This window comes from Gardnerella sp. DNF01204 (genome assembly GCF_049244145.1).
In the GTDB taxonomy this organism is placed as follows: domain Bacteria; phylum Actinomycetota; class Actinomycetes; order Actinomycetales; family Bifidobacteriaceae; genus Bifidobacterium; species Bifidobacterium vaginale.
Genome location: NZ_CP058379.1, coordinates 163,836 through 177,011 on the forward strand (window position 1 = coordinate 163,836; position 13,176 = coordinate 177,011).

Here is a 13,176-nt window from a genome sequence, read left to right on the forward strand (position 1 = left end):
ATAACATTTTGGAGAATATTGCGAAGAACATACCAGTGAATTTAGTAATTTTTCACAAAAGTGTTAAAATCCATAACTGTGACTTATGCAAAGCAAAATTGCAAATCACCCGTATGGGGACGTTTGCAGGATTGCACTATCGCGAATAATCGCCAGTAGTTGTGATTGCAAAAGCCAAAAAGAGAAAATAGTCTAAAAAATAATCTAAAAACAGTCTAAAAGGTCTGAAATTAACCAAAATAGACGAAACACGGGAGCTTGTTCTATACAGGCTGAGAGGGCGAAAGCCGACCGTAAACCTGATGCGGGTAATGCCGCCGTAGGGAAGGAGTATTATGCGAAATATTCGTATTATTGGTGCAGGTATCATTGGTCTAGCAACAGCTTGGAGACTTACAGAAGCTGGCGTAAAAGTTAGCATAATTGACCCAGATCCAGTCTCTGGCGCTTCTCATCATGCTGCCGGCATGTTAGCTCCTACCGCAGAAATGCAATATCAGCAGGATGCCTTGTATCCGCTCATGTTTGAGTCTGCAACTATGTATAAGGAATTGGTTGATTCGGTTGCAAAATACACCGATAAGCCAACTGGCTACTTAGAGTGCGGATCTTACGTAATTGGCGGTGACGCTGCAGATAACGAGCACGTAAACGAGTTGCTAAACTTGCAGCACCGTTACGGACGTAGAGCTGAGCATATTTCTGTGAGTAAGCTTCGTGAAATTGAACCTGCGCTTTCGCCGACGATTGCAGGCGCTGTAAGCGTTCCGGATGATCATCAGATTAATCCTCGTCAGTTTACTGCAGCAATGATTGATGCACTTGAAAAGCGTGGTGTTGTTATTGAGCGTCGCGCAAGCACTCCAGACGATTTGGGTCCAGACACGGTTTTGGCATCTGGTTTGGGTGCTAAGGAAATGCTTCCTCAGCTTAAGCTTCGCGCTGTGTGGGGCGACATGATTCGTATGACTATTCCAGAGCCTTTGCGCCCAATTTTAAGCTCTGTGGTTCGTGGATTTGTGCATGACCGCCCAGTGTATTTGGTGCCTCGCGCTAAGGAAACAGGCGAGCTTGTGCTCGGCGCTACTTCTCGTGAAGACGACCGCGATATTCCAAAGGTTGGCGGTGTGCTCGACTTGCTTCGTGATGCAGCAAGCGTACTTCCCGGCATCCAGGAATGCTCGATTACTGAGGTTACCGCTGGCGGTCGCCCAGGAACTCCAGATGATTTGCCATTCATTGGCATTGATCCTAAGACGCACACCACAATTTCTACTGGTTACTTCCGTCACGGCATTTTGCTCACAGCTTTGGGTTCGTCTTTGACTACAAAGCTTGTGCTTGAGCAAGAGTTGACTGAGAAGGAAAAGGGCTTCTTGGAGAGCTGCAATCCTGCTCGCTTCTAGTGACGCAAGTTTCTAGTTACGCAAGTTTTAATTGACGTTAATAAAGGTTGAATTATGCAAATCGTCGTCAATGGTGAAACCACTCAAGTGAAGGATAACTTGACTATTGCCCAACTTGTTGCACAACTCTACGGATCTGACTCTGGTTTTGGCATTGCGGTCGCCATTGGCGACGATGTGCTTAAGCGCGCCCAATGGGAATCAACCATCATCTGCGATGGGGATAAGATCGAAATTCTCAGCGCGGTTCAGGGCGGATGACCCTCAATAGGCGACTGATCCACAATAGCGGTTGATTTCAAATAATTTGAGTATAGTTTCAAAAAATTTATATAAAAGGCTTAAAATGACAGAAAATATAGAAAATAATGAAGAAAATGTCGATACTTGGCAGCTTTGCGGTAAGACCTTGCACTCAAGGCTTTTGCTTGGCACGGGTGGAATGACAAGCATTGACATTATGGAAAAGTCACTTGTTGCTTCAGGCGCGGAAGTAGCAACTGTTGCTTTGCGTCGTCACGCAAAAACTGGAGTTGATATTTACGGTATGTTGCAGCGCCATAACATTAACGTTTTGCCAAATACTGCTGGTTGCAAAACTGCTCATGATGCTGTTCTTACAGCAAAAATGGCTCGTGAATCACTTGGAACTGATTGGATTAAGCTCGAAGTGATTGCAGACGACGATACTTTGCTCCCAGACACTCGCGAAGTTTTGCTTGCTGCAGAAAAGCTAGTTGAAGAAGGATTTAGCGTGCTCTGCTACACTAATGACGATCCGATTGTGGCTCGTCGCCTTGTGTCGCTTGGTGTGAAGGCTGTTATGCCAGGGGGTGCTCCAATTGGAACTGGACTTGGTATTTTGAATCCTCGAAACATTGAGCTGATTGTTCAAGAAAGCAAAGAATCTGGCGTTCCTGTGATTTTGGATGCTGGCGTTGGCACCGCTTCAGATGTTGTTAAAGCTTTCGAAATCGGTTGCTCGGGCGTGCTTCTTGCAAGCGCTGTAACTCGCTGCCCAGATCCTGTAAAGATGGGTCGTGCAATGGCTGCTGCTGTAACTGCTGGTAAGCTTGCTCACGATGCTGGCCGTATTCCTAAGCGTGAGCATGCGCTCGCGTCTTCGCCTGTTGAAGGTCGCGCTTGGGCTGACGCAGTACTGTAAATTCTGTAAATTTTGTACTGTAATTGATTCAGCATATTCAGTATGACGATTAATAAGATTTATGACAACCTGCAGGAGCTTGAGGCGGAACGCACTTGCCGCCACTTGCTCCTGCCGGGCTTTACGCATGAACATCAGCAATTACTTCGCGATGCGAAAATCTGCATGGTTGGGGCAGGTGGACTTGGTTCGCCGTGCTTGCTTTCGCTTGCTGCTGCAGGAGTTGGTGAAATCACGATTTGTGACGACGATGTTGTAGAGCTTTCTAATTTGCAAAGGCAGACTTTATACACTGTGGATCAGTGTGGCAAGTCGAAAGCTCAACTTGCAGCTAAGCGCTTGCAGGCATTATCTCCAGGTTTAAAAATCAACCTTGTAAATAGATTTAATGAAGACAACGCAAAACAACTTGTAGAAAATCACGACTTAATAATTGATGGTTGTGATAATTTTGCTACGCGCTTTTTGATTGCGGATGCTGCTTGGCATGCTGGTACGCCAGAAGTTTATGGCTCAGTTCTTTATTATGAAGGTCAAGTAAGCGTTTTTGTGCCAGGAAAAGGACCTACTTTGCGTGACTTGTATGCTTGCCCTCCGCCTAAAGAAAAAGTGCCAAAATCGGCTGTATTAGGCGCAACTGCAGCTATTGTTGGCGCAATGATGGCAACTGAAGCAATCAAGATTATAACTGGTATAGGAAAGCCGCTTATTGGGGTTTTGGCGCGATATAACGCCATTGATAACTCGCTTCGACATTTTAGATTTGCGTGAACTTTGCGAAAAGTTACAAAAGTTGAGTGGAGTAGTATTAAGTTTTTGCGAAACGCGCACCAAAATATTTGACTTTAATAACTTGAGTGTGTTAGACTCAAGTTTTGTAAAAAGAAAAAGTGGCTAGTCGCAAGGCTGGCTGCCAAGAATTTGAGTACATAGATTAAAAGGTACATAGATAAAGATAGCTAGGAGATATTATGGGACGCGCAGTAGGTATTGATTTAGGAACAACGAACTCCTGCATTGCAACGCTTGAAGGCGGCAGTCCAACAGTTATTGTTAACGCAGAAGGTGCGCGTACAACACCATCCGTGGTGGCATTCAGCAAGTCGGGCGAAATCTTGGTTGGTGAAGTCGCTAAGCGTCAGGCAGTTACAAACGTTGATCGTACGATTAGCTCTGTAAAGCGCCATATGGGTACGGATTGGTCTGTTGAGATTGATGGCAAGAAGTGGACTCCACAAGAGATTTCCGCACAGGTTTTAATGAAGTTGAAGCGCGATGCTGAAGCCTACCTTGGTGAGCCAGTAACCGATGCCGTTATTACATGCCCAGCTTACTTCAACGATGCACAGCGTCAGGCAACTAAGGATGCAGGTAAGATTGCAGGCTTGAACGTGCTGCGTATTATTAACGAACCAACTGCTGCAGCTTTGGCTTACGGCCTTGAAAAAGGCAAGGAAGACGAGCGCATTTTGGTATTCGATTTGGGTGGCGGTACTTTCGATGTGTCGCTTCTTGAGATTGGTAAGGATGACGACGGCTTCTCTACAATCCAGGTGCAGGCAACTAATGGCGATAACCACTTGGGTGGCGATGACTGGGATCAGAAGATTATCGACTGGCTTGTTGGCGAAGTTAAGAACAAGTACGGCGTTGATTTGAGCAAGGATAAGATTGCTTTGCAGCGCTTGAAGGAAGCTGCTGAGCAGGCAAAGAAGGAGCTTAGCTCTTCTACTTCTGCTTCAATTTCTATGCAGTACTTGGCAATGACTCAAGACGGAACTCCAGTGCATTTGGATGAGACTTTGACTCGCGCTCACTTTGAGGAAATGACTTCCGACTTGCTCGGTCGCTGCCGTACACCATTTAACAACGTGCTTTCCGACGCTGGCATCTCCGTAAGCCAGATTGATCACGTGGTGCTTGTTGGTGGTTCAACTCGTATGCCAGCCGTCAAGGAGCTTGTAAAGGAGCTTACGGGCGGTAAGGAAGCGAATCAGTCCGTGAACCCAGATGAGGTTGTGGCTGTTGGTGCAGCCGTGCAATCGGGCGTTATTAAGGGAGACCGCAAAGACGTTCTGCTTATTGATGTAACTCCACTTTCCTTGGGCATTGAAACCAAGGGTGGAATTATGACGAAGCTTATTGAGCGTAATACCGCAATTCCAACTAAGCGCTCTGAAGTGTTCTCTACTGCAGAAGACAATCAGCCATCCGTGTTGATTCAGGTTTATCAGGGTGAACGTGAGTTTGCTCGTGATAACAAGCCTCTTGGTACTTTTGAGTTGACTGGTATTGCTCCAGCTCCTCGTGGCGTTCCACAAATCGAAGTTACTTTCGACATTGATGCTAACGGCATTGTGCACGTTTCCGCTAAGGATAAGGGCACTGGTAAGGAACAGTCCATGACGATTACGGGCGGTTCTGGCTTGCCAAAGGACGAGATTGACCGCATGGTTAAGGAAGCTGAAGCTCACGAAGCTGAAGATAAGAAGCGCAAGGAAGAAGCTGATACTCGCAACCAGGCAGAATCCTTCGCTTACCAGACTGAAAAGCTAGTAAACGATAATAAGGATAAGCTTTCTGACGAAATCTCCAAGGAAGTTACCGAAAAGGTGAATGCTTTGAAGGAAGCTTTGAAGGGCGATGATATTGAGAAGATTAAGTCTGCTCAGAGCGAGCTTATGACTTCTGCTCAAAAGATTGGTCAGCAGCTTTACGCTCAGCAGGGTGCGGCTGGTGCACAGGCTGGCGCTGCTGGTGCTGCATCTGATGCAAATGCTGGCGCTGGATCTTCTGCAAAGGATGACGACGTGGTTGACGCCGAAGTGGTGGACGACGACAAGGACGATAAGGACAACAAGTAATGTCCGAGTTTAACGCCAACGACTACTTGAGCGGATTGGAAGATGTGCCTTCGGATGCTGGCGATTTGGAAGAATCGTCAAATCCAGCTGATTCTGCTAGTGCAGCCTCGTCTAGTGAGCATGTGGATGCATCACAAAACGAAGCACAAGACGCAGCTGCTCATGAGGCAAAGCATGCGGCGACGCAAGATACGTCAACACAAGATGTGGATGCTAATGCAAGTGCCGATGCGGAAAAGTCGCCAGCAACCGACGATAAAGCCAACGCTAGTAAGTCTCAAGAAAATAATGATTCTTCAGACACGCAAAGCAACGAAGAAGAAGATTCTTTAACACCGCTTGGCAAAGCCAAAAAAGAGGCGGCGGAGTATTTGGAAGCGTTGCAACGCGAGCGAGCAGAGTTCATAAACTTCCGCAACCGTGCTTCTAAAGAGCAAGATCGATTCCGTCAACATGGAATTATCGATGTTTTAACAGCTTTGCTACCTGCTTTAGATGATATTGATCGTATTCGTGAACATAGTGATATGGACGATTCATTTAAAGCCGTTGCTGCAAAGTTAGACAAAGCATTTGAGAAATTCGGCGTTGAAAAGTTCGGCGAAAAGGGCGAAGAATTTGACCCGACTAAGCACGATGCGATTCTGCATAAGCCAGATCCAGATGCTACAAAAGACACAGTAGATGTTGTTGTAGAAGCAGGATACAGGATCGGAGATCGAGTGATTCGCGCAGCTAGAGTGGTTGTTGCGTCGCCAGCGAACTCGTGAAACACGCTGTGAAACATTCGTATGGTTTGTATGTAACGCAATAAAACGCAGTTACCGACTTGCGAAGAATCCCATAAAAACTTACTCGTGCTGGTTTAAAACGTTTAAAACACTGTTTACAAACGCAAAACCAACACGAGTAGGTTTTTATTTAAGGTTTATATATAAATGTTATGCCAATGTGCTCGAAACATAAGAAGGAGGCACAAATGGCTGAAAATGAATGGTTAGCCAAAGATTTCTACAAAGTGCTCGGTGTCTCCAAAGATGCCGACGAAGACACAATCACAAAAGCATACAGAAAACTAGCTAGAAAATATCATCCTGATTTAAACAAAACAAAAGAAGCGGAAGAAAAATTCAAAGACGTGTCCGAAGCGTATGACGTGTTGAAAGATAAGCAAACACGTCAGCGTTACGATGCGATACGCCAATTTGGAGCGGGCGGAGCAAGATTCGCTGGAGGCTCTGGAGCAGACGGATTCGACGCAAGTGGATTCAGCGATATATTCTCATCGATGTTCGGAGGCTCAAATGGGTCTCGCGTGCGATTCTCCACAAGCGGAGCTGGACCAGACATGGGAAACATATTCTCCATGTTCACGGGAGGTGCAGGAGCGCAATCTTCGCAAGGATTTGGAGGAAGTGGCTTTAATGGTGGCGCAGAATATGGTCAATATGGTCAATATGGTCAATCTGCTCCACAAAATTCGCCTGAACGCGGTGAAGACATTACAACTTCAATCAAACTAACATTTAAACAAGCGTTCAAAGGTGCTACGGTTTCGCTTCGATCGGGCGGAGAGTCGTTCAAAACTCATATTCCAGCAGGAGTAAAAGATGGGCAAAAAATCCGCTTAAAGTCCAAGGGCAAGCCAGGGAAGTTTGGTGGAGAAGCTGGAGATATGTACTTACAGGTTCAGGTAGAAAAAACTGATAATTTTTCTCTACGCGGCTGTGATTTAGTGGCAAATCTTCCGCTTACACTAGATGAGGCTGTTCGCGGAGCAAAAGTCACGCTTAAAAACCTAGATGGTAAGCCAGTAGTGTTTAAAGTGCCAGCTGGAACATCTAGCGGTAGCGAAGTACGTGTAGAAGGCGAAGGCGTGCCAGGTAAAAATGGAGCCTTTGTAGGAATCGTACAAATACAAATACCAAAGCGATCTGGCATGATGATAAAGCGTGCTGCAAAAGAATTCAACAAGGCATGCGGAGAATCATATGAGCAAGAAGTGCACGATTTGCGCGCATAGCAACAAATCGCTTAGTGTGTGCGTGTAGAAAGGAAAAGTCATGGTTAGGTTGGAGCGCCAAACTAAAGCATTGTACGAAATGTGTGCAGTGGCGTTAGTGCGTGGAAGCGCAACTCTTGACGGCGCAGATGAAGTCGGCTTTAAAATCGACATGCCGATTTTTACAGTAAGCCACGTAGCCAACCTAACCGACACTCATCCACAAACACTAAGACAGTACGACAGGCTGCGCTTGATTATGCCACAGCGTACAGAAGGTGGAGCTAGAAGATACTCGCTTAGAGACATAGATAGGCTTGTGCAAACACAAAAACTAAGCCAAGAGGATGGAGTAAATCTTGCTGGAATAATGCGTATTTTGGCTTTGCAAGAAGAAAATCGCCAGCTTAAAAGACAAGTAAGACACTTGATTGAAGAAGCCAATTGCGCTGAACGAAATATTTTTACTGCGACTGTAGATGGGAATATTGTAGAAGTTCAAAGGTCACAAAGCGCAAAGGATTGGCGACGCGACATTCGTGTTCAACAGCGAGCATTGCCATCATCGTATAATAAACATTCTCACTCGCAAAACGATGCTCAATACAACAATTGTGATTATGATGATTTAAACGACGATAAGTCTGTTGTTTTGTGGCGAGCATTCAGAATATAGCAATGTAGCAGTCTAACATTAGTTTAGATATTATTAAATACTAATCAAATGTTTAAATATAAAATGTAAATATAAAATATAAATATTGATAAATATCGCATACGTAAAGCGACAAAACAAAGGGTATTGATGGCAATAAACACAACAGCAGCGCAAAACACCACAAATCACAAGCTTTCCGCAGTCTTTTGGGATATGGACGGCACGTTAATTGATTCGGAACCGTATTGGCATGATGCTGAAATCCAAATCGCAAAAGAACATGGTGGCGAATGGAACGAAGAATTAGCTTGGCAGTATTCTGGTGGATCTTTAAAAGATGTTGCTGAAGCCATGATTGCTCGCGGAACAAAAATGGGCGTTGAAGAAATCGGCAACGCGATGGTGGACTATGTAGCGCAAAAAGAGCAGATAGAGGTTCCATGGGTACCAGACGTTCTGAATCTTTTGCAAAAATTAGCGGATGCAGGAATCCCTTCGATTCTAGTGAGCAATTCACCAAGGCGACTTGTTGAAAACATTGTGAACCATGCGCCAAAAGGTGCGTTTGCAGGATACATTTGCGGAGACGATGGATATGCTACAAAGCCAAGCTCCGAGCCATATTTAGCAGCAGGGAAACTGCTTGGTATTAGTGCGCAAAACATGAAGTATTGCATCGCTATTGAGGATTCGTTTGCAGGGTTAAAGTCGGCTGCGGCTTCGGGGGCGACGACTCTTGCACAAACAGCGTACTCGAATCTAGACGTAAGTAACGGACCGCAATTCGCTGATATACATGGATACGAAGATGTTACGCCTCAAACGCTTGAGCGCTACATTATTGCGCGAATTGCGCAGTAACATACAAACACACTACATGATTACATCAAGCTAGGTGGAGATTCGAGATTTTTCGCAGCGAATGAAGCGAACCTCAGCATCTTTGATGGTGATTCGCTGAAGTAGCAAGAAAAATCGAGAATCTCGGTGATTAAGCTATACGCAATTGTTCAAGCACGTAAGAGGGCTGGGTGATTCTTGGTCGAACAGTATAAGAGCGGCAGCCGATACTAAATAATCCAATGAATCACCCTACAAACAAACTTCAACCCAAAAAACAAAATCAAAGCCAAATCGGAACAACCGCAACAACAGACTACACGTAAGAGGCGGAGCGTTGTGCGAATCGACGACTTCGAGCTGCATAGCGCGCGAGAAGTCACCTCGATTCGCTGAGCCGCTTAAATGTAAAGTCCAGTGGACTTTACATGCGGCGAAGGAGTGAGCGCGGCTAATCCGTGCGAGCGTAGAAACACCCAGCCCTCGCGCAACAGTAAACAGTAAATATGAAATGTCGTTCGCGCGGCCTAAGCGCGCGAACGCACTACGAGATTACAGAATCACGTAGATTAATCGCCGCCAGCAGCGCCTTCTTGAGTCTCTGATCCAGAGTATCCATATGGCGATCCTGGCGAGTCAAATGCTCCAGACGAATTGCGTTCAGCTTGACCAGACTCTCCCGAACCAAGCCCAGATCCATAAGATCCTTCGGACCCGCGTGAAGAGTCGCCAGCAGCCGCGCCTGCAGAATCTGAAGGCTTATTTTCTGTCCTATCTACTTTATCCTTATTTTCCTTATAAGGCTCTTTATCGTCAGAAGCTCTATCCGAGTAGTCGTATTCCGAAGTATGCCTATTGCCTCCAAGTCCCCACTTGCCATCTTCACCACCAATTTTGCCGTTATCCTTAGCTTCTGGGAACTTCTCGGTAGGCATTCCAGTAAGCGCGTGACGCATATACTTTGTAAACAAATGTGCAGAATACCCAACACCGCCTGGATAACCGCGGAAAGACGGAACAGGCTGAGGATTTCCCTGCGCATTCGGATACCATATAGCAAACACGGTTACAACACTAGGAGTAAAACCAACAAAGCTGCATGCAGTCTCATCGTTTGCGGTACCAGACTTTCCAGCTATAGGTTTGCCAACACCCCTAGCTTCCGTAGAAGTACCATATTGCACAACGCCTTGCAGAGCTTTAGTGGTAAGAGCCATGTCTGCTGGAGAAAACACTTGTCGTCCAGATGTTGGAGCTCTATAAAATTCTTTACCATCTGGATTCTTAACGCTAGCAACAATATGAATATCTGGCCTGCGCCCCTGACTTGCTATCGTAGAATAGGCTCGCGCAATTTCGCTAACATGCACAGGGTCGTTACCCAACACTGTGAACGGATTTTCGCCATTAATCCTCTTAGGATCCAAGCCAGCCGTAACAGCAGTATGAGCCACAGCCCTACGCCCAAGCTTTTGCTGCAAAGACATAAACGGCGTGTTCACGGAGTTTGCTGTTGCTTTATAAAGGTTGATTGTTCCCCAATTAGTGTTTGCATAGTTGTTAACAGGCTTATCTATGCCTTCAAACTTTAGGTTAGAATTTCCATTAAACAGCGTATTAAGACTTGTTCCAGCCTGAATAGCACCGATTAAAGCGAATGGCTTCATGGTGCTTCCAGGTTCATAAAGGGCTTGAGTAGCATTATTAAGCGGTTTAGAAAGATAGTCATCTCCAGCATAAACGGATATGATTGACCCGTCTTTAGGATTTACACTCATTCCACCTACTTGCAATCCAGCTGGAGCAATTCCGCGACCACCCATAGCAGGGCTTGCCACACTAAACATTAAATCCTGCTTAGCTTTGTCGATTGTTGTAACAATACGATATCCGCCAGTATCAAGGTCTTCCTTTGTAAAAGCTCCGCTTTGAGTAAGCTCGCTGCGAACCATGTTAAGCAAATAACCTTGAGGTCCTGAATAAACGTTTTGCTTAGTCTGATTAATGGTTTGTGGCATTTTAGCGCTTTTATATTCTGCGTCAGTAATGTACTTGTCTTCACGCATAATCCTAAGAACGCGCTTGAATCGCATATTCGCTTCTTTAGGCATAATTGCAGGATCCCAGCTGCTTGGTGCAGGGATTATTCCAGCCAGCATTGCTGCTTGAGATAGTGTAAGATCCTTTGCTTCTACACCAAAGTACGCTTTTGCTGCCGCTTGTATTCCATACGCTCCGCGACCAAGATAAATAGTGTTCATATAGTTACATAGCACAGTATTTTTATCTTGTGTTTGCGCGATTTTTAGAGCTAGAATCGCCTCGTGAAGCTTGCCTAAATACGTTTTTGTTTCACCAAGATAGTAGCGTTCTGCATACTGTTGTGTGATTGTGGACCCGCCCCAGCGTCCTTTAGAAGTTATGTTGTGAATTATTGCGCGTCCAATTCCTTTAAAATCAATTCCACCGTCTTTGTAGAACGATCTGTTTTCGCTTGCGACTATCGCGTTGCCAACATATGGTTTTAGCGCAGAGCAACTTATGATTTCTCTATTTTGTTCCGCAAAACTACCGATTTCTGTTTTTCCGTCTGCGTAGTACACCTTGGTTTTGTCTGCCATTGCAATCTTATCTGGCTGCGGAATGTCGGTGTTTACATACATAACCGCAAATACGAGTGTGCCAAGGATTATTGGTGTAAAAATTATGATTAATGCCCAAAATAGGATTGGATGTTTTGTTCGCCACGTGTCGCGGATTCTTTTGTGTTTTCTTCTTTGACGCCTCTGCCTTGTTGCGCTTGGTCTGGCTGTTCCAGTTCTGGCGTTTGCGCGTCGTTTTTCCTCTGCAGAAGTCGCGCTTCTTACAGTGCGTCCTGTATTAGAAGAGTGCGAATTTTGTCCATTACTATTTGCAACCATATAATCCAAGTTAGCGCTTGGCGAGGAATTTTAATCATATGTAATATCATGTGTAATATTTGTAAAAGCTAGTATTATAAAAGTGTGTTAGTGCAGCATGATTATATGCTGCTGTTTTTGGGCAAGGAGTTTATATGAGTATCCGCGTTGCCATTGCCGGTGTTGGCAATTGTGCTTCGTCGTTGGTTCAAGGCGTTGAATACTACAAAAATGCCAATGATGGCGATAAAATTCCAGGATTAATGCATGCTGTTTTTGGGCAATATCGCGTGCGAGATATTGAGTTTGTAGCAGCTTTTGACGTTGACGCTTTAAAAGTTGGCCATGACTTAAGCGAGGCGATTTATGCTTCGCAAAACAACACGATTCGCTTTGCAGACGTGCCTAATCTTGGCGTTAAAGTGCAGCGTGGACCTACTTACGATGGTTTGGGCGACTATTATAAGCAGATGATTGACGAATCCGAAGAAGAACCTGTGGATGTTGCCGCGGTTTTGCGCGATTTGCATGTAGACGTGCTTGTGTCTTACTTGCCAGTAGGCTCCGAGCAGGCAGACAAGGCTTATGCTACGGCGGCTATGGAAGCTGGATGCGCGTTTGTGAATTGCCTTCCTGTTTTTATTGCTTCCGACCCAGTTTGGGCGCAAAAATTCCGTGACGCAGGCGTTCCGATTATTGGCGACGATATTAAAAGTCAGGTTGGAGCTACGATTACGCACCGCGTTATGGCGCGACTTTTTGAAGATAGAGGAGTGCGTTTGGATCGCACTTACCAGTTGAATGTTGGCGGAAACATGGACTTTATGAACATGTTGCAGCGCTCTAGGCTTGAGTCGAAGAAGATTTCTAAGACGCGCGCGGTTACTTCGATTGTTCCGCACGATATGGATGATCACAACGTGCACATTGGTCCTTCGGATTATGTTGCTTGGCTTGACGATCGCAAGTTTGCGTTTGTGCGCTTAGAGGGCACCACTTTTGGCGATGTTCCGCTTAGCTTAGAGTACAAGCTCGAAGTGTGGGATTCGCCTAATTCTGCAGGTATTGTTATAGACGCTGTGCGCGCGGCGAAGATTTCGCTAGATCGCAAGCTTTCGGGTCCGATTTTGGCTCCTAGCTCCTACTTTATGAAGTCGCCAGCTGTTCAGCATGAAGATAGCGAGGCGCGCGAACTCGTTGAGCGCTATATTGCTGGAGATGTTGAGGCAGATGAGTCGCAGCTTAATGCAGATGTTGAGGCTGCAAAAGAACATGGTAAAAGCGTGTGGCGCGCCTAGCAATGCGCCTAATGGTGCGGAAGCTTGCGACTTGCGCTCGACT

11 protein-coding genes are annotated in these 13,176 nt (G+C 45.6%); 10 read left to right on the forward strand and 1 reads right to left on the reverse strand.

Annotated elements, in window-relative coordinates:
• Positions 1-335: 335 nt before the first annotated feature.
• The 9 genes from thiO to HXT46_RS00660 all read left to right on the forward strand — a co-directional run bounded on the left by thiO (position 336) and on the right by HXT46_RS00660 (position 8,956).
• Positions 336-1,406: a glycine oxidase ThiO gene (gene thiO / locus HXT46_RS00620; protein WP_004118154.1), complete on the forward strand. Its 1,071-nt coding sequence runs from the start codon at positions 336-338 to the stop codon at positions 1,404-1,406.
• Between the two features lie 54 nt (positions 1,407-1,460).
• Entirely contained in the window at positions 1,461-1,667 is a 207-nt protein-coding gene (gene thiS / locus HXT46_RS00625; RefSeq protein ID WP_004118156.1) for a sulfur carrier protein ThiS, read from the forward strand.
• 85 nt (positions 1,668-1,752) lie between these two features.
• Positions 1,753-2,571: a thiazole synthase gene (locus HXT46_RS00630; protein WP_004112835.1), complete on the forward strand. Its 819-nt coding sequence runs from the start codon at positions 1,753-1,755 to the stop codon at positions 2,569-2,571.
• A gap of 42 nt (positions 2,572-2,613) precedes the next feature.
• Positions 2,614-3,342: a HesA/MoeB/ThiF family protein gene (locus HXT46_RS00635; protein ID WP_285089122.1), complete on the forward strand. Its 729-nt coding sequence runs from the start codon at positions 2,614-2,616 to the stop codon at positions 3,340-3,342.
• Between the two features lie 200 nt (positions 3,343-3,542).
• Positions 3,543-5,435 carry a molecular chaperone DnaK gene (dnaK, locus tag HXT46_RS00640; protein WP_004112831.1) on the forward strand — a complete coding sequence of 631 codons (1,893 nt, stop codon included), beginning with the start codon at positions 3,543-3,545 and terminating at the stop codon, positions 5,433-5,435.
• Positions 5,435-6,205, forward strand: coding sequence for a nucleotide exchange factor GrpE (gene grpE / locus HXT46_RS00645; RefSeq protein ID WP_415705199.1), 771 nt, complete (start codon positions 5,435-5,437; stop codon positions 6,203-6,205). The genes dnaK and grpE overlap by 1 nt, the downstream gene beginning before the upstream one ends.
• A 209-nt stretch (positions 6,206-6,414) precedes the next feature.
• Positions 6,415-7,458 (forward strand): DnaJ C-terminal domain-containing protein, encoded by a 1,044-nt coding sequence (locus HXT46_RS00650; protein ID WP_174190839.1) that lies wholly within the window; start codon positions 6,415-6,417, stop codon positions 7,456-7,458.
• Positions 7,459-7,498: 40 nt separating this feature from the next.
• Positions 7,499-8,113: a heat shock protein transcriptional repressor HspR gene (locus HXT46_RS00655; RefSeq protein ID WP_004112824.1), complete on the forward strand. Its 615-nt coding sequence runs from the start codon at positions 7,499-7,501 to the stop codon at positions 8,111-8,113.
• 129 nt (positions 8,114-8,242) lie between these two features.
• Positions 8,243-8,956 carry an HAD family hydrolase gene (locus HXT46_RS00660; RefSeq protein ID WP_004112821.1) on the forward strand — a complete coding sequence of 238 codons (714 nt, stop codon included), beginning with the start codon at positions 8,243-8,245 and terminating at the stop codon, positions 8,954-8,956.
• Between the two features lie 548 nt (positions 8,957-9,504).
• Here HXT46_RS00660 and HXT46_RS00665 read toward each other — a convergent pair.
• Positions 9,505-11,856 (reverse strand): transglycosylase domain-containing protein, encoded by a 2,352-nt coding sequence (locus tag HXT46_RS00665; RefSeq protein WP_421786047.1) that lies wholly within the window; start codon positions 11,854-11,856, stop codon positions 9,505-9,507.
• A gap of 134 nt (positions 11,857-11,990) precedes the next feature.
• Here HXT46_RS00665 and HXT46_RS00670 point away from each other — a divergent pair, with 134 nt between their 5' ends.
• Complete coding sequence (locus tag HXT46_RS00670; RefSeq protein ID WP_004112814.1) at positions 11,991-13,133, forward strand: inositol-3-phosphate synthase; 1,143 nt, start codon at positions 11,991-11,993, stop codon at positions 13,131-13,133.
• Positions 13,134-13,176: the final 43 nt, after the last annotated feature.